This window comes from Flavobacterium sp. RSSA_27, from assembly GCF_051547125.1.
Lineage (GTDB): Bacteria > Bacteroidota > Bacteroidia > Flavobacteriales > Flavobacteriaceae > Flavobacterium.
The window spans coordinates 233637-259440 of record NZ_JBPTTN010000006.1 but is presented as its reverse complement, the minus strand read 5'-3'; the positions used below and the strand labels follow the sequence as shown (position 1 = coordinate 259440).

Annotated in this window: 22 protein-coding genes; 15 read left to right on the top strand and 7 right to left on the bottom strand. The window is 35.4% G+C overall.

Annotated elements, in window-relative coordinates:
* Positions 1 to 7: 7 nt before the first annotated feature.
* From ACSVH5_RS10395 to ACSVH5_RS10385, 3 genes are all read right to left on the bottom strand, one after another.
* Positions 8 to 277, bottom strand: a complete 270-nt coding sequence (locus tag ACSVH5_RS10395; RefSeq protein WP_438061372.1) for a hypothetical protein — start codon at positions 275 to 277, stop codon at positions 8 to 10.
* A 433-nt stretch (positions 278 to 710) separates the two neighbouring features.
* Entirely contained in the window at positions 711 to 923 is a 213-nt protein-coding gene (locus ACSVH5_RS10390) for a hypothetical protein (RefSeq protein WP_438061371.1), read from the bottom strand.
* Between the two features lie 3 nt (positions 924 to 926).
* Entirely contained in the window at positions 927 to 1094 is a 168-nt protein-coding gene (locus ACSVH5_RS10385; RefSeq protein WP_438061370.1) for a hypothetical protein, read from the bottom strand.
* A 368-nt stretch (positions 1095 to 1462) separates the two neighbouring features.
* Between ACSVH5_RS10385 and ACSVH5_RS10380 the strand changes: the two genes are divergently transcribed.
* The 11 genes from ACSVH5_RS10380 (at position 1463) to ACSVH5_RS10330 (ending at position 15317) form a co-directional block, all read left to right on the top strand.
* Positions 1463 to 3184 (top strand): helix-turn-helix domain-containing protein, encoded by a 1722-nt coding sequence (locus ACSVH5_RS10380; protein WP_438061369.1) that lies wholly within the window; start codon positions 1463 to 1465, stop codon positions 3182 to 3184.
* 134 nt (positions 3185 to 3318) lie between these two features.
* Positions 3319 to 5022, top strand: coding sequence for a S8 family peptidase (locus ACSVH5_RS10375; RefSeq protein ID WP_438061368.1), 1704 nt, complete (start codon positions 3319 to 3321; stop codon positions 5020 to 5022).
* Positions 5023 to 5143: 121 nt separating this feature from the next.
* The gene (locus ACSVH5_RS10370; RefSeq protein ID WP_438061367.1) at positions 5144 to 5587 is read left to right on the top strand and encodes a GNAT family N-acetyltransferase; all 444 of its coding nucleotides are present in this window, start codon (positions 5144 to 5146) and stop codon (positions 5585 to 5587) included.
* A gap of 185 nt (positions 5588 to 5772) precedes the next feature.
* Entirely contained in the window at positions 5773 to 7236 is a 1464-nt protein-coding gene (locus ACSVH5_RS10365; protein ID WP_438061366.1) for a lipopolysaccharide biosynthesis protein, read from the top strand.
* A gap of 76 nt (positions 7237 to 7312) precedes the next feature.
* Complete coding sequence (dut, locus tag ACSVH5_RS10360; RefSeq protein ID WP_438061365.1) at positions 7313 to 7747, top strand: dUTP diphosphatase; 435 nt, start codon at positions 7313 to 7315, stop codon at positions 7745 to 7747.
* 135 nt (positions 7748 to 7882) lie between these two features.
* On the top strand, positions 7883 to 8899 hold the full coding sequence (locus tag ACSVH5_RS10355; protein WP_438061364.1) for a sugar phosphate nucleotidyltransferase: 1017 nt from the start codon (positions 7883 to 7885) through the stop codon (positions 8897 to 8899).
* A 13-nt stretch (positions 8900 to 8912) separates the two neighbouring features.
* Positions 8913 to 10262 carry a tetratricopeptide repeat protein gene (locus tag ACSVH5_RS10350; RefSeq protein WP_438061363.1) on the top strand — a complete coding sequence of 450 codons (1350 nt, stop codon included), beginning with the start codon at positions 8913 to 8915 and terminating at the stop codon, positions 10260 to 10262.
* Entirely contained in the window at positions 10262 to 11035 is a 774-nt protein-coding gene (locus ACSVH5_RS10345; RefSeq protein ID WP_438061362.1) for a DUF4292 domain-containing protein, read from the top strand. The genes ACSVH5_RS10350 and ACSVH5_RS10345 overlap by 1 nt, the downstream gene beginning before the upstream one ends.
* A 23-nt stretch (positions 11036 to 11058) precedes the next feature.
* A complete protein-coding gene (locus ACSVH5_RS10340; RefSeq protein ID WP_438061361.1) occupies positions 11059 to 12282 on the top strand; it encodes a murein hydrolase activator EnvC family protein in 1224 nt (407 codons plus the stop codon).
* 106 nt (positions 12283 to 12388) lie between these two features.
* Entirely contained in the window at positions 12389 to 13777 is a 1389-nt protein-coding gene (locus tag ACSVH5_RS10335; protein WP_438061360.1) for a murein hydrolase activator EnvC family protein, read from the top strand.
* An 805-nt stretch (positions 13778 to 14582) separates the two neighbouring features.
* Positions 14583 to 15317, top strand: a complete 735-nt coding sequence (locus tag ACSVH5_RS10330) for a lysophospholipid acyltransferase family protein (protein ID WP_438061359.1) — start codon at positions 14583 to 14585, stop codon at positions 15315 to 15317.
* A 203-nt stretch (positions 15318 to 15520) separates the two neighbouring features.
* Here the strand turns inward: ACSVH5_RS10330 and recA are convergent, their stop codons facing one another.
* The 4 genes from recA to holB form a co-directional block, all read right to left on the bottom strand.
* Positions 15521 to 16528 carry a recombinase RecA gene (gene recA / locus ACSVH5_RS10325; RefSeq protein ID WP_438061406.1) on the bottom strand — a complete coding sequence of 336 codons (1008 nt, stop codon included), beginning with the start codon at positions 16526 to 16528 and terminating at the stop codon, positions 15521 to 15523.
* A gap of 162 nt (positions 16529 to 16690) precedes the next feature.
* Positions 16691 to 17200, bottom strand: a complete 510-nt coding sequence (locus ACSVH5_RS10320) for an acyl-CoA thioesterase (protein WP_438061358.1) — start codon at positions 17198 to 17200, stop codon at positions 16691 to 16693.
* 25 nt (positions 17201 to 17225) lie between these two features.
* On the bottom strand, positions 17226 to 17609 hold the full coding sequence (locus tag ACSVH5_RS10315; RefSeq protein ID WP_438061357.1) for a DoxX family membrane protein: 384 nt from the start codon (positions 17607 to 17609) through the stop codon (positions 17226 to 17228).
* A gap of 5 nt (positions 17610 to 17614) precedes the next feature.
* Entirely contained in the window at positions 17615 to 18763 is a 1149-nt protein-coding gene (gene holB / locus ACSVH5_RS10310) for a DNA polymerase III subunit delta' (protein ID WP_438061356.1), read from the bottom strand.
* A gap of 353 nt (positions 18764 to 19116) precedes the next feature.
* Between holB and ACSVH5_RS10305 the strand changes: the two genes are divergently transcribed.
* The 4 genes from ACSVH5_RS10305 to ACSVH5_RS10290 all read left to right on the top strand — a co-directional run bounded on the left by ACSVH5_RS10305 (position 19117) and on the right by ACSVH5_RS10290 (position 25652).
* On the top strand, positions 19117 to 19557 hold the full coding sequence (locus tag ACSVH5_RS10305) for a hypothetical protein (protein ID WP_438061355.1): 441 nt from the start codon (positions 19117 to 19119) through the stop codon (positions 19555 to 19557).
* A gap of 134 nt (positions 19558 to 19691) precedes the next feature.
* The gene (locus ACSVH5_RS10300; protein ID WP_438061354.1) at positions 19692 to 20984 is read left to right on the top strand and encodes a hypothetical protein; all 1293 of its coding nucleotides are present in this window, start codon (positions 19692 to 19694) and stop codon (positions 20982 to 20984) included.
* A 95-nt stretch (positions 20985 to 21079) separates the two neighbouring features.
* Positions 21080 to 22570: a gliding motility-associated C-terminal domain-containing protein gene (locus tag ACSVH5_RS10295; protein ID WP_438061353.1), complete on the top strand. Its 1491-nt coding sequence runs from the start codon at positions 21080 to 21082 to the stop codon at positions 22568 to 22570.
* A gap of 1 nt (position 22571) precedes the next feature.
* Positions 22572 to 25652 (top strand): PorP/SprF family type IX secretion system membrane protein, encoded by a 3081-nt coding sequence (locus ACSVH5_RS10290; protein ID WP_438061352.1) that lies wholly within the window; start codon positions 22572 to 22574, stop codon positions 25650 to 25652.
* Positions 25653 to 25804: the final 152 nt, after the last annotated feature.

Genomic DNA, 25804 nt, shown 5'->3' with positions numbered 1-25804 from the left:
TTTGTTTTTAATATTTCTTATGATTCCACTTTAATACTTGTTGTTTTTGCTTTGGTTTTTCATTTATCGTAACCACCCTTTTTATTGCTAAAATGGAATCCAATTTTTTTTGGTCATAAATCACTAACCAAGAATTAGACTTTGTTTTTTTAGTTTCCCATAGAGAAGTTGCTATTTCTTCTTCAATGATAGGTAAGGCAATCTTTCCTTTTTTTTGAGAATAGGATATAGTAGAAAATGCGCAAAAGAATAGTATAAAGAGTAGTTTTTTATGCATGGTTAATTTTGGGTTAGTTTGTCTAACTATAGCTAAAATTGTGCCAACGGCCTTTTTTTAGTTAAAAAGCGTAAGAATTAGATTTAAAATATGGATAATCCATTCGTTTATAATTTTTAGAATAAGAGAAGTCATGTTTTTTGGATTATTGTTTCTTCTTTTTATAAGTATCATGAGTAGCTTTTGCTACTGAAAAGAGTAGGATTAAGAGGACATGCTCTAAATCTAAGAGTTTGTATAGGGTATTGTTTTTTTCGTTTCTAAAAATATTTAGTACAATAAAAAAGAAGACAATTAAAAGTATGTTTTGTATCGTTTGAGTGATAAAGTATTTCATTAGATGTGTCTTTAATCTTCAGCAAACTAGTGTGACTGAAAAGTTTACTTTTAAACAATTTTTTAGATTTTAGGATACTGTAACCTGAACTCATATTCATTGTTTGAGTTGTGTCATATCGTTGGTTCTCATTTTTAAATATATCTTTAAAAATACTACAGCAATTAACAATCTATAGCCTCTGTATACCCAAATATTTACTGGGAAAGAGAATAATTCGTAAGCATCTTTGGTCACAAAAAAGGAATATATGAAGTTGATGGTAAAGGTAATTCCAAAGAATAAATAGAAGTTTTTTGGTAGTTTCATTTGTTATTGATTGTTAGGTAGTGTACCCATTAGTCCAGCCATAAAATTGGCCCAATCAGAAATTATCTCAACTGCCGCGGCAATTAGCACTAAAAATGCAGTTAAAGTTGGTCCTTTAAGATTTTTTACTTTTGTGCTATTTAGTTGACCAAAAAATGGTTTTAAATTCATTTTTTCATTTTTTTTTAATCCAGTTTTAATAAAAAGTTTCTCGAGAACTTTTGTGCTTGGTTTTTGGAGACCATAGCTTTATAAACTCCTTGCTCTGTTTTTTATAGGGTTACACGACAGCTGCATCAGTCCCTCATAGCAGTAACTATATTTTTATAAATTTTAATAGAAAATACTTTTGCTTTTCTGAGGTCAAAACTAGAACGGCAATTGTAATTGTGCAAACATTTGTTATCGGAATTCCGCGAATTCCGACATTTTATACTTCTAAATACTTTTAAATCAGTAAATTAAAAAACAAGTAAAAATGTAGTTTTTTACTGCTAATTTAGTCTAGATGCTTTACTTTTGTATCAAACCCTACTATAATGAATAGCTTACAATCAATCAAACTAGTTCTTTTGGTACTATTTCCTCTTTTTGTTTGGTCGCAAGCAGTGACTACAACATCTTCATTATCCTATAATACAATTGACGATAATTATTTTAAAGACGACGGGAATGCTAAAAAGCAATTAGCGTGGGCTAAAGTCTATCTGGATAAAGCTAAAAAAGAGAATAAGGGAATTCGAAAAGCCAGAGGGTATTATTTATATGCCATTCTTTATTATGCTGATCAACCACAAAAAGCCATTCAATTTCTAGATAGTGTTATTAAATACTCCAAAATAGACCCTAATAAATTCTTTCCTGCTGCGGCTTATTGCGAAAAAGCAGGTCTGTTGGTAGATCTACGTAAGTTTGATGAAGCTTTACTAAATTTTAACTTGGCTGAACAAGTCGCTTTAAAAACTAATATTGATTATTATTATGTGGTTCGGGACTATATTGGGACCACGAAATCAGAAGAAATGGGGGAAGTGGAGGAGGCTTTACAACTCTATCATGAAAACTATAAATATTACAAAACGAAAGACTATCGAGGGGATTACTACTCTTATTCATACCAAAACACCATTTTTGGATTAGCAGATTGTCATAAGTCATTGAAGCAAACAGACTCTACTACATTTTATAATACTTTGGGATACAAAGAAGCGACGATTACTAAAAACAAAGAATTTCAGTTAATGTTTACTTTGAATGAAGGAGCCAATCAAGTAGATAAGAGAAATTTTAGAGCTGCTTTAGACAGTATCAAAAAGGCATTACCAGGCTTAATAAAAGTAAAAAATACAGGGAATGTTTTAGCTTCGTATTTTTATTTAGGCCGATCTTATGCAGGTTTAGGGGATAAATCACTGGCAGTTCAAAATTTTGTAAAAGTGGATTCTATGTACCACATTAGAAAAAAAATCACACCAGAATTTGTAGGGGGGTATTCCTATTTGATTGAGTACTACAAACAAATCGGAGACAAAGAGAAGCAGTTGAAATATTTAACCACTTATATGGAAATAGATAGTGTGTTACAAAAAAATTACAAACATTTGAACAAAGTGTTGCGCACAGAATATGATACGCCTCATTTGTTTGCTGAAAAAGAAGCCTTAATACAATCCTTGCAAAAAAAGCAGTCCGTTTCTTCTGCTGGAATTTTAGTATTAGGAATTTTAGTGTTAGGTGTTGGTGGTTTTGGAGGTTATCAGTTTTATTTAAAAAAACAATACCGCAAACGATTTGAAGCGATTATTCATCCCGTTTTACCTGATGTTCCAGCTTCAAAAACTATAAAAAATGAAGATAGTTCTTTACAAGAAAATAAACCACAAGAATCATTTGGTTTAGCCTCAGAAGTTGTGGAGCAATTATTAGAGAAGTTAGTTGACTTCGAACGTACTAAAGGATATTTAGAGCATACGATTACTATTCAAAAAGTAGCTTTACAATTGAATACTAACACCAAATACTTGTCTAAAGTCATTAATGAACATAAAGGAAAAACCTTTGTGCATTATATTAACGATTTGAGAATTATGTATGCAGTAGATCAATTACAAGCCCAAACAATATTTCGCAATTATACCATGCTTTCATTGGCAAAAGAATTTGGATTCAATTCTGCAGAGGCTTTTTCAGCAGCTTTTTATAAGAAGCACAAAATAAAACCTAGCTTTTTTATAAAATCACTTGTAAATAAAAAACAATAGTAACTCTAATGTTTTGAGTGAATTGTGTTTTTTGACACTATCGGAATTCCGCGAATTCCAATAACAACTTTTGTTTGAATTTATCAAAACCGCTCAAGTTTAATACATTTGGTCAACAAAAATCAACTGCTTTTATGAAAGTTTCATTATTTTATTTTATCGTTTTTATTGTTGTTTTAGGGCAAGGCGTGAACTGTTATTCTCAAGAAAAATCAGTAAACGACATCCTGCCAGTCAAAAAGCAAAATGCCTATTCTAATGATTGGTATCAGAAGGATTATCAACAGGATACTATTCCTGGAATTTCACTAGATAAATGGTATAGTAAAAATAAAAAGAAGCCAAAAAATAAGAATATAGTGGTTGCAGTTATTGATACTAAAATCGATTTAAAACATGAAGATTTGTTAGGCCAAATCTGGACTAAATCTAAAGAAATTGCAAATAATGGAATTGACGATGACAACAATGGTTATATCGATGATAGTACTGGTTGGAATTTTCTAGGTTATAAAAATGGAGGTTCTGTCGTTTGGAATAGATACGAATTTGTTCGAATTGTGGATGAGTGGGGGGCTTTATTTAAAGATAAAACAGAATCAGAAATTGCTATTCACGAAAAACATAAGTATCTCGAATTTAAAAGAGCACTCAAGCTTCTTGATGACGAAAACAAATTTTATAAAAATTGGTTAAAATCGTTAAAGCATGACATTACTATATTTCCATTGGTAAAGGACACCTTAAAACATTTTTTTCCAAAAGAAGATTATACATACCAACAATTAGATAGTTTGTATAATAAGTACAAGATAAATGATAAAAGTTATAGACAGAGACGCAATGACAATGATAAAGATTTAGGAGCACTAATTTTTTATATGATGGCAAGTCTAGAGGTGGGTCAGAGAACTTTTGAAGATATAAAGCAACAAGAAATGCAGCTTGATTCAATAGTAAATAAGTCCTTAAACTTAGAATATAAAGATAGAGGTCTAAATGAAGATGAGCTAAAAATTTTAAAGAAAGGAATTGGAAATAATAATGTGAACTCAGCCATTATTCTAAAAAAAATGGAACAGAATCATAGCACAATGGTATCAGGTATCATTGGATCAAATAGGAGTAACAAAATAGGAATAAAAGGTATAGCACATAATGTCAAAATTATGCCATTAGTTGTTTCTTCCCGTGGTGATGAACATGATCATGATATTGCTTTAGCGATACGTTATGCTGTAGATAATGGAGCTAAAATTATTAATATGTCATTTGGAAAAGAATTTTCATTGCATAAAAAATGGGTAGTAGATGCTTATAAATATGCTGAAAAGCATAATGTTTTACTGGTTCATGGGGCAGGAAACAATGGTTTTAACGTAGATGAAAACCCATATTATCCAAATGATGTAGATTATGAAAATCCAGGTGAAGTCGTAGCAAACTTTATTAATGTGGGATCCACAACTCGAAAATTAGATAACACATTTGTTTCTAATTTTTCTAATTATGGAAAAATAAACGTTGATTTGTTCGCACCAGGTGATGAGATTTATACTACGTCATCGGGTAATTCATACAAAATAGATTCAGGCACCTCATTAGCAGCGCCAATGGTTTCTGGAACAGCGGCTTTGATTTGGTCGTATTATCCAAAACTTAGTGCTAAGGAAGTTAAGCAAATTATTTTAGAATCTGGAACGGCTTATGACATGGAGGTTTTGGTCCCTGGTGGTGAGGGTAAAAAAGCCAAATTTTCCGAACTCTCTAAATCAGGAAAAGTATTGAATGTCTATAATGCGATGCAATTGGCGAAACAAAGAGCAAAGGGGAAGTAAAGATTTATTAATGTAATTGCATTTAAATCTGTCAAATTTTAATGAATTAATACAAAATTCACCTTCCCACATCTTTCCATCTCACCCCTTTTTCTCTAATTTTACACTTTTAAAATTACTTATGAAAATCCAACTTAGAGAATTGAGCACTAAAGAAGAGATGCTGGCTCGTATTGACATGATGCGTCATTTGTACCCCACTTTTACTATTGAAAAATACGATAGTTATCTTACCGAAATGATTCCGCATAACTATAAACAGCTTGCCGTTTTTGAAGGAGAAGTTTGTTTGGGTATTACGGGTTTTTGGCAAGGGTATAAATTATGGTCAGGAAAATATATCGAAATCGATAATTTTGTGGTGCATCCCGATCATCGCGCCAAAGGTATTGGGAAAATGATGACGGACTATATCGATGCTAAAGCCAAAGCTACGAATTGCACCATGATCGTTTTAGATGCATTTACAGGAAACTTCAATGCCCATCGTTTTTATTACAACCAAGGGTATGTGCCCAAAGGCTTTCATTTTTTGAAAATCATCAACGAAGAGGGGCTTTCTTAAATTATAAACATATTAGCCAATTAAGTTGTATAGTATAGCATTAACAAAAAATATTGCTATTTATGAAATGCTTCAATGACTTCAATGTTTAAATTTAACCAAAAGCTTTGCAGTTATTTTTTTTATTAAGTCAACCTTGAATTCGCTATTTTTGTTTTCTTAAATCAAATCAAAACCAAACTACTTTGGGATTATATAAAAGTCTATTCAAACAAACTGCGATATACGGTTTAGCAACTGTTTTACCTCGTATGCTCAGTTTTTTATTGGTGCGCTTGTACACCGGAATTTTACCAACAGCAGAGTATGGAGAAGTATCTATCGTTCTCTCTTGGATGGTTTTTTTCAACGTGATTTTATCGTACGGAATGGAGACTGCTTTTTTCCGATTTTATAGTGCTGAAACCGACAAAGAAAATGTCATTGCCACTAGTACCATTTCTATTTTTTGGTCTTCCATTTTGTTTTTGTTTGGGGCTTTAATTTTCAGAAACACTTTAGCTACATGGGCTCATGTAGATGTGCAATACATTACCTATTCTATATGGATTTTGGTTTTAGATGCCTTGGTGATTATCCCTTTTTCAAAATTGAGGGCCAACAAACGCCCCATGATGTATGCTATCATTAAAATTGGCAATGTAGTCGTAAACTTAGCACTCAACCTTTATTTCTTACTGGTTTTACCTAAAATTTATGCAGATAGCCCTGACTCTTTTCTAGGGAATATGTATGTCGATAATTTTGAAATTGGGTATATATTCGTTTCCAATTTGTTAGCGAGTTTGCTCACTTTTGTGGTCCTTTCACCTAATTATGTTTCTTTAAAACGCAATTTTGATGCGGTACTTTGGAAAAAAATGATGCGCTACGGTTTGCCTATCTTAATTGCAGGAATTGCTTTTGCGGTAAACGAACATTTTGATAAAATTTTATTAAATTATTGGTTACCGGACAACATTGCCAAATCCGAAGTAGGAGCTTATTCCGCCTGTTATAAATTAGGGCTTTTTATGGTGCTTTTTGCCACAGCCTTCCGATTAGGAATTGAACCTTTTTTCTTCAGCCATGCTAGTAACGAGAACGCTCCACAAACCTATGCGATGATTACCAAATATTTTGTCATTTTTGGTTCTTTGATTCTTTTGGGAGTAATCGTTTTTGCAGATATTTTAAAACTTTTATTATTAGACAATGAATCGTATTGGGAAGCGATGAAAGTGGTCCCGTTGATTATTTTGGCCAACTTCTTTTTGGGGATTTACAACAATCTTTCGGTTTGGTATAAGTTAACAGACAAGACGATTATTGGAGCGTATATTTCTATAGTTGGTGCACTTTTGACTTTGTTACTAAACTATATTTTGATTCCAACATTTAGCTATTACGGCTCGGCTATTGCTACGATTTCAGCTTATGGGAGTATGATGTTAATTTCCTATATTTTAGGTAATAAATACTACCCCATTCCTTATGACATGGAGAAAATAGGGTCCTATTTAGGAATCTCCATTGTGTTTTCGGTGATTTCTTTTTACGGATTTAGGGAAAATTATTTCGTAGGAATCCCGTTATTGCTTGCGTTTCTTTATTTCATTTATCACAATGAGAAAACCACAATTTTGAATATTATTAAACGAAAAAAATAACTCTATATCTGGACAGGGTACGGACAAGTCGCGACTTGTCCCTACGTCCCGACGCGAAACAATTAAAAAATAAAAAATGACTATCAACATCATCAATACCTCCGCACACGAATTACCTCATTACGAAACCATCGCTTCGGCGGGAATGGATTTGCGTGCCAATTTAACCGAACCCATTACTTTGGCTCCTTTAGAAAGAGCAATCGTAAAAACAGGTTTGTTTATTGAATTGCCTATAGGTTACGAAGCACAAGTAAGACCTCGTAGTGGCTTGGCGGCCAAAAACGGAATCACCGTTCTGAATGCTCCAGGAACAATTGATGCCGATTATCGTGGTGAAATTGGTGTGATTTTAGTAAATTTATCCAATGAGACCTTTGTAATCCAAAATGGGGAGCGTATTGCTCAATTAGTAATCGCCAAACACGAACGCGCCGAGTGGGTTAAAGTGAGCGAATTATCAGAGACCGCTCGTGGTGACGGAGGATTTGGTAGCACGGGAGTAAAATAGTAAACAGTGTTCAGCTTTTAGTGTTCAGTTATCAGTCTTCAAAGGCAGTGTTTGAATAAAAGCTAGTAAAAAATAATCAGAAGAGTATTTTGTTTTGTCTTAATACTTAATTCTAAAATCCTAATTCAAAATATAATGAAAATAATAGTACCAATGGCGGGACGCGGGTCTCGTTTAAGACCACATTCTTTAACCGTTCCAAAACCATTAATTCCTGTTGCAGGTAAACCCATCGTACATAGATTAGTAGAAGATATTGCCAAAATTTTAAAACAACCGATAGAAGAGATTGCTTTTATTTTGGGAGATGAAGCCTTTTTTGGAGACGATGTCGTGTCGAGTTTACAAGAATTAGCACAAGGATTAGGCGCGAAAGCTTCTATCTATCGTCAGGATTTACCGTTGGGAACGGGTCACGCTATTATGTGTGCCAAAGAATCGTTATCAGGTCCAGCAGTTATTGCTTACGCTGACACCTTGATTCGTGCCGATTTTGAGTTAGATCCAGAAGCAGATGCTGTAATTTGGGTAAAACAAGTGGATGAGCCAGAAGCTTATGGTGTAGTAAAACTAAATGCTCAAAATGAAATCGTAGAATTGGTAGAAAAACCAAAAGAGTTTGTGAGTGACTTTGCCGTTATCGGAATTTATTATTTCAAAGATGTAGCCGTACTTAAGCAAGAGTTACAAAACGTTTTGGACAACAACATCCAAAACGGAGGAGAATACCAAATCAACGACGGTATCAAAGGAATGATGGCCAATGGTAAAGTTTTCAAAACCGGAAGTGTAGACGAATGGATGGATTGCGGAAACAAAAATGTTACGGTTGAAACGAATGGCCGTATGCTTGGATTCTTGCAGCAAGACGGTGTTAATTTGATTGATCCTTCAGCAAAATTAGAGAATGCGACTATTATTCCTCCTTGTTTTATTGGTGAGAATGTTGTTTTATCGAATGTAACTATCGGACCTAATGTATCTTTAGGAAAAGGGTGTCACGTTTTTGATTCAACCATCAAAAACAGTTTGATACAAACGCACGCTCACATCAAAAACGCAACTTTAGATAATGCGATGATTGGAAATCACGTTACCTATGATGGGAATTTTACAAGCATAAGTATTGGAGATTATTCGGTTTTAGAATAAAAAATAAAGTAAAATGAATCGTAGCATTGTAGCATTCTTGTTTATGGGATTCTTTGGAATTCCAACTTTCGTTCAGGCACAAACTGAACCGGAAGAGATTGCTATGGCTACCAACGAATTTCAAGATTCTTTTTATGAGGCATTAAAGCAAAAGGGAATCGAGAATTATGATAAAGCTATTGTATCTCTTGAAAAATGCTTGAAGTCGCAACCCAATGATGCTGCAGTACATTATGAATTAGGTAAAAACTATTTAGCCTTAAAAAATTATGAAAGTGCTTATGCTTCTTTCGAAAAAGCAACCAGCATCGACCCTAAAAATAAATGGTTTTGGGTTGGAATGTACGATGTGACGTATGCCACCAAGTCGTATACTCAAGGTATTTTGGTGCTTCAAAAATTAATTCCATTGGATCCTAATTTTAAAGAAGATTTGGTGAGTTTGTATATGGCAACGAACCAATACGACAAAGCTTTGGAACTCATTAACCAATTGAATGAAACGGTTGGAAAATCGGATCAACGAGAAGGTTATAAAAGTCGAATATTATCACAAGGAAAATATCAAAATACCGAAATTGATCATCTGATTGGACAGATTGAGAAATTTCCAAAAGAGGAATCCAATTATATCGATTTGATCTATCGCTACTCCAAAAACAATGAAGTGGAGAAAATGCTCGAAGTGGCCAAAAAGTTAGAACGAGAAATTCCAACTTCGGAGTGGGCGCAAGTAAGTTTATTCAAATTTCATATCGAGAAAAATGACGGTCCAAAAGCGGTTCAATCGATGAATATCATCTTGGGAAGCGCCAAAATAGACAACAAAATTAAACATCGAGTGTTGAATGAGTTTTTGCTTTTCGCTGGAAAAAATCCACAATACGATGCTGATTTAGAAAAAGCTATTGGTATCTTGGAGGCCGATCCAACGGTTCCTGTTGCTAAAGAAGTCGGTAATTTTTACTACAAGAAAAAACAATGGGAAAAAGCAGCAAAATATTATGAAAAGGCATTAACTACAGATCCTAATTTGCCACTAGAAACTCCTATCTTGTTGCTTCAATCTTACACCGAAATGAAACAATTTGAGGTATTGTCCAAAAAGGCACAATCCTTGTTAGAACGGTATCCATCGCAACCTCATTTTTATTATTATGCTGGTTTGGGATACAACCAATTACAACAATTTAAAAAAGCAAAAGATGTCTTAGAAACTGGAATAGATTATGTGATTGAGAATCCAGTTTTAGAAGCTAATTTTTATATTCAATTAGGCGAAACATTCAATGGTCTTGGAGATATGGCTAAAAAAGACTTCTTTTTTTCCAAAGCCAATCAATTAGTAAAAGAAAAGAAATAATGAAGAAATACGGATTACTTTTTGTGCTCATAACACTGATTTCTTGTAAATCTAAATCGGGTGTGGTGATGACTGCACCAAAAGAAAACAAGAATACTACTAGTACTGTCATCGAAAAATTATACCAAAACAAAAATGATTTTTCGACTTTGTACATCAAATCTAGTGCGAATTACGCTGATGAAAAAATGTCACAAAATGTTACGGCTGAGATAAAAATAAAAAAAGACGAACAAATATTAGTGAGTGTTCGTTTTTTGGGAATTACTATGGCCAAAGCGTTAATTACTCCAGAAGGAGTAAGCTATTACGAAAAAGTTAATGGGAGTTATTTTGAAGGTGATTTTAAAGGTTTAAGCCAGTGGCTTGGAACCGATTTGGATTATTCAAAAATTCAAAATTTGTTAGTAGGACGAGCTATAGATGATTTGACAAAAGGCAACTATAAAGAAACCCTTGAGGCCGATCAAAAGTATAAACTAGAAGATTTGTCTAAAGACAACACTCAAAAATCGTTTTTTATTGATGCCTTACAATTTGTGCTGCAAAAGCAAGAAATTGCACAAGTCAAGGAGGGGAGAAGCATCCAAATAGACTACAGCAATTATGAGCAGTATGCTTCAGTAGTCATGCCATCAAATGTTCAAATTGTCGCGTTTCAACCCAAAGGGAAAACCGAAATCAAACTCAATTATAATAACATAACAGTAAACGAAGCACTTTCTTTTCCATATAGTGTCCCAAGTGGCTATAAAAGAATTTTAATTAAGTAAATTTGAATCAAAACATTTTTGATATGCCAAAATTTCTCCTAAGTATACTTTTCTTGTGTTTGACTTCATTGGTTTGGGGGCAGGAATCCCAGCAAGAAAAGTTAGAACAACGCAAAGCACAGATTCTTCAAGAAATTAGAGAAAATGAAAGTCAATTGCAGTCGGTTAAGAAAAAAGAAAAATCGGCAGTAACGGTGGTAATGTTGCAAGCCAACAAAATAAAATTACAAGAAAAATTAATCAAAACCACCGAAAAGCAGGCCAAGATCTTGGGAAATGATATGTACATCAACCAAGTTAAAATCAATAAACTTAAAAAAGAGTTAGAACTACTCAAAGAAGATTATGCTAGAATGATTGTCAAATCCTATAAAAGCAGATCTGAAGAGAGTAGAGCCATGTTTTTGTTGTCTTCAGAGAGTTTCTTGCAAGCCTATAAACGTGCGCAATATATGAAGCAATATTCGAGTTTTCGAAAAATGCAGGGAGAAGAAATTAAAGCTAAATCACTCGAATTGCAAGACTATAATGGCCGTTTAGCTATTCAGAAAAAGGAAAAGCAAAAGATCATTGCCGAAAGAGAAAAAGAACGCTTAGCATTAGAAAAACAGAAGAAAGAACAGCAACGATTGGTCAATGCTATCAAGAAAGACAAAAACAAAATTATGGCTGCGATTCGTAAAAAACAAGCCGAGACCAAAGCCATAGACCGTCAGATAGATCGATTGATTAGAGAAGCCATTGCCGAGGCTAATAGAAAAGCGGCCAAAGATGGAACGGCGACAGGGGGCTCATCCTCAAGAATAGCATTAACAGCTGAGGCTAAAATTTTGGCCGATAACTTTAGAGCCAACAAAGGCAAGTTACCTTGGCCAGTAGAAAAAGGGTTTGTCTCTTTGGGGTATGGTAAGCAGCCTCATCCTGTCTATCCAACTCTTGTAATCAACAATAGTGGTGTAGAGATTACTACAGAATCAGGAGCTTTTGCACGTTCTGTTTTTGCAGGAGAAGTGACCAATATTATGGTGCTTTCTCCTGTAAACAAAGCGGTAATGATTCAGCATGGAGATTGTTTTACAGTGTACCAAAACTTGAGTTCTGTATCGGTTTCCAAAGGTGATAAAGTGGGGATCAAACAAAATTTAGGAAAAATTAGAACCAATAGCGAAGGGAAAACCGTCCTTAAATTTACCATCTCCCAAAATGCTATCTATAATAATCCTGCGAGTTGGTTGTACAATATGTAATCATTTTTTGAGTTATACTAAAAGCACTATTTTCTCAAAAGATTAGATAGTGCTTTTTTAAATGCTACTTCAGAAATACCTATTTTTGCAAAAAAAATAAAGCTACATGCCTAAGTCTCTTTTTAGTTTAGTATTACTTGGTTTTACCACTTTTGTATTTGCTCAAAAATCCCCACAAGAAAATCTAGAACTCCGAAAAGCTAAGATTCAAAAAGAAATTATACTGAATGAGAAAAAGTTGCAGACTGTTAAAAAGAAAGAAAAAACAGCTGTCAACGTGATGGATTTGCAAACTCAAAAAATTAAACTCAAAGAAAACTTAATTCAAACTACCGAAAAACAAGCCCAATTATTGAGCAATGACATGCAAGCCAACGAGTTGAAAATTGACCGTTTGGACAATGAATTGAATTTGCTAAAAGTAGATTATGCTGAAATGATTCTCAAATCCTACAAGAGTCGTTCAGAAGAGAGTAAGGCGATGTTCATACTGTCCTCTTCTAGTTTTTTACAAGCTTATAAAAGACTTCAATACATGAAGCAATATGCGAGTTATCGCAAAGCACAAGGCAAAGAAATTGAACTCAAATCCAAAGAATTAATGAGCTATTATGAGCAGTTGAAAGCTCAAAAAATTCAAAAAGAACAACTAATTGCAGAGAACGAAACCGAAAAAAAATCTTTAGAAGAGGCTAAAAAAGAGCAACAAAAAATTGTGCTTTTGCTCCAAAAAGATAAAAATAGAATTATCGCAGACATAAAAAAGAAGCAGCAAGAAGCTCGTAACATCGACAGAGAAATTGACCGATTGATCCGAAAAGCCATTGCTGAAGCTAATAGAAAAGCAGCTTTAGCAAGAGCAGCCAAAGAAAAAGCACTCAAAGATAAGATTGCCAAAGAGAAGGCTTTAGCAGATAAATTGGCAAAGGAAAAAGCCTTGGCAGAAAAAGCCAAAAGTGGTCCTAAGAAAGATGCAAAAGCGAAAGAAATAATGGTTTCTGTTAAAGACAATCCCTCCAAAGCTGTAGCTATCGCACCCGTTTCATCAACAGTAATGGAATTGACCTCAGAAAGCAAATTGGTTTCGGATAATTTTAAAGCTAACAAAGGTAGACTGCCTTGGCCGGTTGATAAAGGAACCGTTTTCTTAGGTTTTGGGACGCAAGCCCATCCTGTTTATAAAACATTAATGATTCAAAATAGCGGCTTGTCTATTGCAACCTATAATGGTGCCCATGCAAGAGCGGTTTTTGCAGGAGAAGTGTTTTCAGTAATAGCTATTGCCAATAACAAAGCAGTCATGATTCAACATGGGGATTATTTTACGGTGTACCAAAACTTGAGTAATATCAATGTAAGCAAGGGTGACAAAGTGAGTACAAAACAAAGTTTAGGGACTATTCGTACCAATGGAGAGGGCAAAACCATTTTGAAATTCACTTTGTGTCAGAATTTACATTATATCAATCCAAAACCGTGGTTGTCTCCCAAATAGCTAAAGGGCAGGGTTGTTATTGGTCTTGATTTTGATCTAGAACGGCATTTCCCTTCTAGGTTCTAAAATTGATTGCCGCAAATTCGCAAATTATTGTAAGCTTTTACGATTGTAATTTGCGAATATTCGGTTTTTTTGTTCTCAAACATTTCAACTTAAGTCTGCCAACCCAAACAAGAAACTTTACTTCCGTAGTGTCAGGGCAAACGTATGAGTTTAAAAAAACAACAATTAGCCACAAACTAACACAAATTTGAATATCATAAATAGCACAAATCTGCCAAAGAAAGATAAGATTCGTGTCATTCAAATTAATTCTATCTAACACTTTTTTAAACCCAGAATCCGCATTAGACTTCGTAGCGAAACTGAATTATTCAATAAAAGCAAGAGCTCACGGACTATTTTTGAAGAAGGAAACAACGTTCAGCGAATACCTATATTAATATAAACCAATGAGCTACTACTTTTGTATTTTGAATTTAAAAATAGGAGAATCAAGCGTAGCGTATCTTGAACTCCTCTCAAAAAATATAAACTCGTGAAAAAAGCACTTGGTTTTGAAGAAGAAATTCATTCACTGAACTCCCCTAAAAAATAAAAAAATGGTGAAGTAATTTAGTTGTAGTAGATTTCTAATGCGGATTCTGGGTTAAATCTTTGAAAATCAGCGAATCAGTGGTAAACAATATTAGCCAATCTGCCATCAAAGTTTAATTCGTGGCGAAAAAATAAATGGTGCGTTGCCCTGTCCGTAGTGTTTTATTTTTGCAAATAACAGTCTAAATTCATTACTTTTGGAATTATGAGACTATTGAAAATTGCTTTTTGGATTTTTTGGAGGGTATGGTTTTATTTATTGATGGGCCTACTTATAGTAATAATGTTTCCCTTTTTGTTGGTATCAATACTTACAGAAAGTGGTTATCCATACTTTTTTAAAATGGCACGCTTTTGGGCGAAAGCAATTCTATTTGGGATGGGATTTTCCTATACTGTAGAACGCGCAACTTTTTTAAAATCCCATTCGAGTTATATGATTGTTGCTAATCATACCTCTATGTTAGATATCATGTTAATGTTAGCTATTGTTAAAAATCCCTTTGTTTTTGTAGGTAAACAGGAGTTAGCAAAAATTCCGCTTTTTGGTTTTTTCTACAAAAGAACCTGTATTTTAGTAGACCGAGGATGTGCCAAAAGCAGAAGAGAAGTGTTTGAAGCGGCTCAACAACGCATCAATAGAGGATTTAGCATCTGCATTTTTCCTGAAGGCGGTGTTCCTGATGATGAATCGATAGTTTTAGATCATTTTAAAGATGGTGCTTTTAGATTGGCCATTGAGCATCAAATGCCTATTGTGCCCATTACCTTTCCGGATAACAAAAAACGATTTTCCTATACTTTTTTTAGCGGTAGTCCAGGTTTGATTAGAGCCTTTGTACATGAAGTAGTTGAAACTGAGGGCTTAACTCAAGAGGCTAAAAAAACAGTGAAAGAAAAAGTGCGAGGGATTATTTTGAAACAACTTTCTAGGGTCTAGCATTTTTTTGTGCGAAATCCTAACAATTTAGTGTCGGTTATTTTTTAAGAATTTGAAACTAAGGTCCTATTATTTTTAAATAGACGATTCTCATCAATTACAACTTTGTTATTTTTCCTACTTATGAATTTTTTTTCTAAAAAAAAGCTACTTATCCAATGATGATTTCATGAATAAATAGCTTTAGGTGTTAAAAAAAGCAATTAGGCGTTGGCCAATTCTTTGATATGTGCTTTTATTTTTACTTCTAATTCTTCGGCTAATTCTGGGTTATCTTTGATTAAGGTTTTAACCGCATCACGACCTTGACCTAATTTGGTCTCTCCGTAACTGAACCATGAACCTGCTTTTTTGATAATTTCAAATTCAACTGCAAGATCCAAAATTTCCCCAGTTTTAGAAATTCCTTCACCATACATGATGTCAAACTCCGCCACTTTAAATGGTGGTGCTACTTTGTTTTTTACAATTTTAACTTTGGTACGGTTTCCTAAGACATTTTCCCCATCTTTAATTTGGGTAGAACGACGAATATCTAAACGTACTGAAGCATAAAATTTCAACGCATTTCCTCCAGTTGTTGTTTCAGGATTACCAAACATTACCCCTATTTTTTCTCTTAATTGGTTGATAAAGAAAACGGTACAATTTGTTTTACTGATGGTTCCTGTTAATTTTCGTAAAGCTTGTGACATCAAACGTGCATGTAGCCCCATTTTGGAATCTCCCATTTCTCCCTCAATTTCACTTTTTGGTGTTAAGGCAGCTACCGAGTCAATAACCACAATATCAATGGCACCCGATCGTATTAAATTTTCTGCAATTTCCAAAGCTTGCTCACCATTGTCGGGTTGAGAAATGATTAAATTTTCGATATCAACACCCAATTTTTCAGCATAATTTCTATCAAAAGCATGTTCTGCATCAATAAATGCCGCTATGCCTCCTGCTTTTTGAGCTTCTGCAATGGCGTGTAACGTTAGTGTGGTTTTTCCTGAAGATTCAGGTCCAAATATTTCAATGATCCTCCCTTTGGGATACCCATTCACTCCTAAAGCTAAGTCTATTCCAAGTGATCCAGAAGAGATGGTTTCTACTTCTTCAATGGCCTTGTCCCCCATTTTCATCACGGTACCTTTGCCGTAGGTTTTGTCTAATTTATCAAGTGTTAATTGTAACGCTTTTAATTTGGCTTCTTTGTCTGAACTCATCTTTTCTTTCATCTTTTTTTGGTTATCACTAATTTTTTGGCGAATAGGTTAAGCTTTGCAGCTTGAGTTGGTTTACCATGCGGAACGGTAAAAATACATTTTTTTTTAATGGTTTTGTTGTTCACGTTACCAATTCAAAACAAAAAAAATGGGAGAGATTGTCTAGCTAAATAAAGCTTTCAATTCTGTAGCATCATGCGGATTCATTTTGCCCGCAAGCACAAGACTCAGTTGTTTTCTTCTTAAGGCGGCATCAAAACGTTGTTGCTCTAGTTCGGTTTCGGGTACTATGGTAGGGACTTCAACAGGTCTACCAGTATCGTCAACGGCTACAAAAGTATAGATACCTTCGTTGGCCTTGGTTCGGTTTCCAGATTCTCTATCTTCAATCCAAACGTCAATATAAATTTCCATGGAGGATTTGAAGGATCGTGACACTTTGGCTTCCACCGTAACTACACTACCTATTGGAACGGCTCTATTAAACGCCACATGATTGACTGAGGCGGTAACTACAATTCTTCTCGAATGTCTACGAGCGGCAATACTAGCGGCACGATCCATGCGTGCCAATAATTCACCACCAAAAAGGTTGTTCAATGGATTGGTTTCACTAGGCAAAACCAGATCGGTCAATATCGTTAAAGATTCTTTAGGATGTTTTGGAATCATATCAGTAGCGTACAATTTATTTACATTAATTAAGCCAATATACAGCGATAACAGCAGGTACAAAGTAGATTACTATAGTTCTTGCTCCATCATAATCTTTGGCCATGCGTTGACCAAACAAAAGCATTAATAAGGTGATGCAAGAAAACAAGGCGCCATAATAACCATAAAGTTTTCCATTAGTCCAATACAATTCGATGCTGCCTACTATACATAAAATGCCAGCAATCAATTCCAATAGTAAGATGTTGGCCAAGGCTAAAGGGACTTGGTTTTTTAAAGGGGTTTGGCTAAAGTGTTCTTTTAGCCAACTTAAGTTATCTTTCCAATAAAAAAGTTTATCATAGCCAGATTGGATAAAAGTAATGGCCAGAAAGACAAGCAGTAGCAGTGAGGCGGTATTGTTCATTAGTATTATTTTTTATGTAGTAATCGGGTTAATTGAATGGATAAATCAGTTATTATTATTTTGGCATTGCCATTTCTTTCAATATGATACAAGGCTTCAGAAAGTTGTGTAAAAATAGCATTGATATTGTTTCCGTGGATAAAAGGGGCAAAATTTTCTAATTTAAATTTGTCAACTTTGGGCGCAAGGTAAACCAATGCTTCGGCTTGATAGTTTAGCAGTAAGGCTTGTCGGAACATTTCAATACAAAATTCCAAAAATTTTTTTTGTTTTTCCCTTCCTAATTGGGCAATTTCTTCGCTCCATTGCATCAAGTCTTGAATGGCTGCCGCATTGCCTTTGGCTTTAAAAGCCGCTCTAACCCAAACCACAAACCATTCTTCAAAAACCAAATCATCAGCGTCTTGATGTAACAAATGCAACGCTTTGTTATAATTTCCTTGGGCTTGATGGGCAATATTTTGTGCTGATTTTGGATCTAATTGATGGTTACGGATTAAGGCTTGGGCAACATCTTGCTCCGGAATTCCATTAAAATGAATTGCTTGACATCTAGAACGAATCGTAGAAATGATCGCTTCTTCATTCTCAGTAATCAATAAGAATATTGTTTTTGCAGGGGGCTCTTCTAGGAGTTTCAATAATTTGTTGGCTGCAGCGGTATTCAGTTTATCGGCCATCCAAACAATCATTACTTTGTAACCGCCCTCATAGGCTTTCAAGGCTAAAGATTTGAGTATTTCTTGAGCATCATCTACCCTTATTTCACCTTGTTTGTTTTGTACACCTAAAAAAGAATACCAATCTAAAAGGCTTCCATAAGGGTTTTTTAGGACAAAAGTGCGCCAATCCGAAAGGAAGTCAATACTTTTGGGTTTGGTTTTTACCTCTTCGGTTGTAACCGTAGGATACACAAAATGAAGATCAGGATGTGCTAAATTTTGGAACTTCAAATTGCAACTTTCATTGCCATTTAGATTTTCTCCATTAGAATTTTGGCATAATATATATTGTGCATATGCAATTGCTACAGCTAATGTGCCACAACCTTCAGGTCCTACAAATAACTGCGCATGTGGAATTCTTCCAGATTCGGCACTATTCAGTAAGTGTTTGATAATGTGTTGTTGACCTAGTACAGTTGAGAATTGCATAAAGCAAAGATAATAGAAATTGACAGAGGTGAAAATTTTAGAGATTTAATCTTTATAAAAAGCCTATTTTAGAAAAAAAAAGGCATTTTTTATTTTGTAAATAATTACTGTTATTAACAATTTTGGAGTGTTAAATTTTGTCTTTTTTTTACTTTTTTTTAGGAAAATTTCAGAAGGATAAAAATCTGTAAACACTTGCAAAATAAAGGATTAAAGTTCTTTTTTATCGATGAAGTGCATTATTATTTCAAAAATGTACTATTTTTTATTCATAAAATTATCGTAAAAAGTTGTGAGTTAAGTTAATTTGTTTATTTTTGTTATTAACATTTTAATTAACAAATAAGAAAAGCATGAAAGGGAAAATTATTTTTTTAGGGTTAGTAGCATTATTAACTGTAGGAGTAGCTTCAGCACAGACTAAAGCTCCTCAGAGTATTATCAGTAGAACGGCTATCATTAAAAAATACTATACGAAGCCGGAGTTAGAAACTATGCAAAAAGGTCCATTGTTGGAATTGTATATCGAAAGAATTAAAGTTTTAGTAAAAACCTTACCTTATATAGCCTTAGTAAGCAAGCCAGGAGTTACCCTAACTGATTTAGGAATCCCTGAAGATGCTAACAACACTAAAGCATTAAACACACAAACAGAAGGAATGAATGCTTTTATCGATGTAACCGTTGATTTTCAAAGAAAAATGGTTCCTTATGCTGATAAAGGCAATTTGATTACCGCGATTTTATTCTATGAAGAAACTTTAAAGTCTCTGAATAGTATTGGAGAAAATTAAGAGCCCTATTTATTGTTAAGTTTTTTTATTGTTCTTTACAAGTTTTGGTTGGATTTGTTGTCTACCTAATTAGGATTTCAAATCAAATATTGCGACGCATTGAGTATTAAAATAATCCCCTAAATCTTAACCTCATGAAAAAAAGTATTCAAGTTTTAGCATTATTGTTGCTAGTGGTCTGTAGTGCCACCGCGCAGCAAGAAAAAGGTATCATTGGGTCAACCAATTGGATGAATAACTGGACGGAGTTTAAGCCTTCTAAAGTAGACTATGGTGAGCCAAATCAAATTTTGGCAGGAAACATCACGGAGAATACCAAATTGTTAAAGAAAAATATATATTCTTTACAAGGACCGGTTTATGTTACCAATAATGCAGTTTTGACGATTGAACCAGGAACAGTAATTATTGGAGATTTTGTTTCAGGTGCTGCTTTGGTGATTACTAAAGGAGCTACTATCATCGCTGATGGTTTAGAGACAGATCCTATAGTGTTTACTTCTAATCGCTCTGTTAAAAAAGCGGGTGATTGGGGAGGATTGGTGATTTTAGGTGATGCTCCAATTAATAAATTTGGTGGTGTTGGATCTATAAATTACGATTTAGACAATGCTTTAACGGTGTACGGTGGTAATAATCCTGCGGCATCTTCAGGAATATTACGCTATGTACGTATCGAGTATGCTGGTAAAAAAGTAAAAGGAAGCGGAAACTTTAGCGGATTATTCATGGGTGGTGTTGGAAACAAAACCATTTTGGAAAATGTGATGGTGAGTTTCTGTGCGGGCGATGCCTTTGAAGTATATGGTGGCGATGTAGTGATGAATAAAATGGTTTCGTTAAAAACTAACGGAATTGATTATAAATTCAACTTCGGTGCACAGGGTAAAATTGATAACTCTATTGCGATTCGCTCTTCTTACATTTCAAGTAATACCGGTGCTTCAAGATGCTTTGACTTAGCGTCCTATGATCAAAAAGCGGAAGTGGATTTCACTAAAAAACAAACGAATATTGTGGCAAGCAATATGACTTTTGTGAATGATAGTGATGATTTGGCTGCCGATACACAAAATGGATTAATCAAAGATGCTGTTCGTGTCGCTGAAAATACTTTTTTAGAATTAAAACGAAGTGTGATTTCTGGATTTAATCCAGCGGTTGTTTTAGATGCTAAAATTGACATTACTGTTCCTAATTTGAAAAAAGTTAAATTAGAACAATTGTATATCAACTACTGTAAAGGAAATATTTTTACCGAGTTTAATCCCAATAACGAAGAGTTAGAAAATTGGTATGGCAACAGTGCTTTTTTTAATGTATATGATAAAAAGAGTAATGCCGATGCTTTCTTAGAATTTTTTAATGAAAAGAGACCTGATTTCAGATTGAAAATTTCAAAAATTACAGCTTCAAATAATAACTAGATTGTTTTTAAAAAATAAAAACTTTGGTTGCCCCCCAACAATCGAAGTTTTTATTTTTTTTATTTAAAACCTTAGTAAAAACCACAGATTTTAACATGAAAAGGTATAATAAGGTCTTTTTTTTAGTACAGATTTTTTTTTATTTTTCAATTGGCTTAGCTCCTTTTGTCAATAAAATTCAGGCACAAATAGCAATAGGAAAACCTACTTTCGCATTTACACAGATTTGTGCCAATCCATCATTCAATAATGATAAATTTACAATAAATTTTAGCTTTACACCAACTACTGGAATTAGCCCTTCGAATCAATTTATTGTAGAACTATCAGATGGTAATGGCAGTTTTGCCGCACCTACCGTAGTGTTTACTTCTGCTGCAGGAGCTATAACAACTTCTCCTGCCACAATTTCTTTTGGTGTACCGGTTACTACCAGTGGTGAGGCCTATAGATTGCGAGTACGCAGTACGATACCCGGCTCAACGTTTCAACCCTCTAATCCGTTTCCTGCGTATTATAAACCACAAGACAGTCAATTTACGATCAATAACAGTGTGGCGAATGTGGTAGTTTGTACAGGTGGATCGTACGTGCTATCAATAGACAATCCGGGAATAGGCACTAATGATTCTCCTTTAAAATACCCTGGACTTACCTTCAATTGGTTTCGTGATAATGGACCAACCGCTTTACCAACAAAGGTAGCCTCAGCTACAGGTGGTAATTATACAGTCACTACTCCCGGTATTTATTATGCTGAAACCAATTATGGCAGTTGTACCTCTAATTCTTATTCTAATCGTGTTACGGTAACGTCTTCAAGCTCTGGCGCTACAGCCGTGATTACCTCCAGTTTAGGTAATCCTTTTTGTGCTAGTCAAGGTCCAACAATTTTGTCGGTTACCAAAGGGAGTACTTATCAATGGTATAAAGATAATGTTGCGATTGCCAATGCCACGAATCAAACCTATACTGCCACTTCAATTGGTCAATATAGCGTCAAAGTAGGTTTTGGTACTTGTGAGGCCAATGCAAGTATTAACTTGCAAGAAGTATCGTTTACCAGCAGTTTAAATGTACCTGCCATCAATCAAGTAGCCCCTGGACAAAATATTACCGTTATAGTGAGCAGTTCGGCTGTGAATCCAAGCTATAAGTGGTATTTGAATGATGTACTGATTCCTTCAGCTAGCTCGAACACCTATACTGCATCCGCTAGAGGAAAGTATAAGGTTTCGATTACACAAGCTGGGACTTGTAACATTACAAATGATTTATTATTTGAAATTACATCCACTAGTAATCCTTTTCCAGATGTGGCAGCAATTCCCAATATTGTTAGTCCCAACGGAGATGGTATCAATGATACTTGGGAGATTCCATTAGAGTATGTGAATGGTACCAAAGCCAAAGTTCAGATTATTAGTAGTTTGGGTGAGCTCGTTCTAGATACCGATAATTATCAAAATGATTGGCCATCGGTTGCCAAACCTTTATCTTTTTCTCAAGTGAATCCTATTTATTATTACATTATTACCACTACCGATAATACAGTGAAAAAAGGATCAATAACGGTACTAAAATAACATGAAGAAACTATTACTATTCATAGCCTTTTTTTATGGGATGCACCTAGCACTCTATGCTCAAGCTGATCCAGCGGAGGATGGAGTGGTTTCGTTTTCACTACCGGTTCGGAATTCTTTAAAATTCAATCGTTTTGTGCTCAATCCTACCTTTAGTTTTGTAAGGGAACAAAACCGTGTTGCTAGTATTTATAGCAAAAGACAATGGGTACAATTTGATAATGCACCTACCACTTATTTTGGAAGTTATGCCGGTCGGTTTTTAGAAAATCAAGGGATTGGTTTGGGTGTTTTTAAACAAAATTATGGTGTGTTGACTACTTTTGGTGCCTTGGCCAATTTTACACATAATGTAGTTTTAGAACAAGAGAGCAACCTTACTTTTGGTATAAATTTAGGAGCTTATAAGAGTGGTTTAGATGCTGGTCAAGTAATTGCTAACGGCCTTTCGGATCCTTCTCTGAATACTATTCCTTCCAATTTTCTTATGACAGTGAGTCCTGGAATTAATTATGGAACAACATTTTTAGATTTCGGATTGGCTTTTAATAATATGGTGACCTATAATTTTTCTACCTCTGGAATGCTTAAAGAGGATCCTGAAAAAGGATTACAAGCTCATGTGATGTATACCGGTTATTTGGACACCTATGGTTTTTTTGATAAAAGCAAATTTTCAGCCTTAGTGCGTTCTGAGTTTAAAAAAGACAAGACCGTTCTATCGGGTGTAGCGATGTTCTCCATCCCTTTAGGGGTTTGGGCTCAAGCGGGTTACAATACCTTATATGGCATGTCTGCAGGTATTGGAATGAATATTACTTCTAGTATTTCAATCGAATATAATTTTGAAAAAGCAATGGGTGGATTCGATACTTTTGGGTCTTCCCATGATATTGTTTTGGCCTATCGTTTCAAAAACAGCAACTATTACTATGGTGATGATGAGGAGGAAGGGGCCTTAATCCAAGCCAATGAAACTCCAACTCGTACCGTAACAAAACCTACACAAAAACCAGCGCCCAAACCTACTCCCAAACCAACGTCTAGTACTTTATTGTCTCCAGAGGATAAGGCCAAGTTGGATGCCGCTCGTTTAGAGGCACAAGCCGAAAGAGAAAGATTACGTCAAGAAAAATTAAAAGAAATTGCAAATGCTAAAGCTAAAGCCGATGCTGAAGCCAAAGCCAAATTAGCTGCAGAGGCCAAAGCCAAAGCGGATGCCGAAGCCAAACAACTCGCGGCAGCAGCCAAAGCGAAAGCGGATGCTGAAGCTAAAGCAGCAGTTCCAACAGCAGCTCAAAAAGAAGCCGCTGAAAAAGCACGTCTGGCCAAACTAGCAGCCGAAGCCAAACTAGCAGCCGAAGCCAAAGCGAAAGCCGATGCTGAACGTTTACGTCAAGCCAAACTAGCCGCGGATGCTAAAGCTGCTGCCGATGCTAAAGCGAAAGCCGATGCTGAACGTTTACGTCAAGCCAAACTAGCCGCGGATGCTAAAGCTGCTGCCGATGCCAAAGCCAAAGCTGATGCAGAAGCCGAGCGTTTACGTCAAGAAAAACTAGCTGCAGATGCCAAGGCTGCCGCAGAAGCTAAAGCGAAAGCCGATGCAGAAGCCGAGCGTTTACGTCAAGCCAAACTAGCCGCGGATGCTAAAGCTGCTGCCGATGCTAAAGCGAAAGCTGATGCAGAAGCCGAGCGTTTACGTCAAGAAAAACTAGCTGCAGATGCCAAAGCTGCTGCCGATGCTAAAGCGAAAGCCGATGCAGAAGCCGAGCGTTTACGTCAAGCCAAACTAGCCGCGGATGCTAAAGCTGCTGCCGATGCTAAAGCGAAAGCTGATGCAGAAGCCGAGCGTTTACGTCAAGAAAAACTAGCTGCAGATGCCAAGGCTGCCGCCGATGCCAAAGCCAAAGCCGATGCAGAAGCCGAACGTTTACGTCAAGAAAAACTAGCTGCAGATGCCAAGGCTGCCGCCGATGCCAAAGCCAAAGCCGATGCAGAAGCCGAACGTTTACGTCAAGAAAAACTAGCTGCGGATGCCAAAGCTGCTGCCGATGCCAAAGCGAAAGCCGATGCAGAAGCCGAACGTTTACGTCAAGCCAAACTAGCTGCGGACGCCAAAGCTGCTGCCGATGCTAAAGCGAAAGCCGATGCTGAGACCGAAAGAATTCGATTAGCCAAGTTAGCCGCCGCTGCAGTTGCTGTTCCGTTGGTAAAAGATGAGAGTGCCAAAGCAATTGATGATGCCGCCAAACAAGCCGAAGAATCTAGTAAAATGCAAAAATCCTTATTGGCGCAGCTGGATCAGAAAGTGGCCGCTAAAGCGAAGGAGTTACGCGATATGAAAGAAGAAAATGATTTGGGTGAAAAAGGAATTGTGAAAGAACCACAAGAAATCAAGAGTTCTTCTAATGACAATGCGGCCATTGAGTCTTTAAAATCACAATTAGCGATGATGAATAAAATGCAAGAGGACAATCTTGCGAAAATCAAGAATTTGTATGACGAACGCATCAAAAAAGGAGCGAGTGCAACCGATGCTTTAAGTATGAGTTATTTAAAATCCATCGATCAATTAAAAGCGGAACAAGCCGTTAGTGTTCAAACAAATGCGAAATTGGTACAATCCTTAGAAAATATTAAAGTTGCGGTTGAGGTAGAGAAAAAACGTAGAATCAAACGTGCCAATTCACTAAATGATACCGACCGTTATGTACAAGACCAAGCGGCTTTGAAACGTATTAAAGAAACCACTAAACCAAGTGCTACTCCACTTAGTGTAAATGATTTTGATTTTGGAGAAGAACAGTCGAACATGCAAATTTTGAAACGTATATCCAATACCGAAAGTGCTTTCTATGCTGTTGTAGCAGTACATAAAGATGCGGCTAAGCGTGATAAATTCTTAACTCAGATGGTAGCTTCAGGACAACGTGAGGTTTCGTTCTTCTTTGATGCTAGTACGAGCAGTTACTATATTTATGTGAATAAATTTGAAAGCATACAAGAAGCTCAGACTGAAATGACCAACAAAGGAAAAACACCTTACAACAGTAAAATGGTGATCATTAAAGTAGAGAATTAAAAACAAAAAAAAATATCGTTTTTTTCCTCTAACCAAGGGAAAAGACATAAAAAATGCATAGTATTACCAAAGGAATTTTTAAAAAATAAATAGCGCATTCTTTTCGCTGCTTTTCCCCATAAAAGCAGCGAAAGACTTTAAAAAAAAAGGCC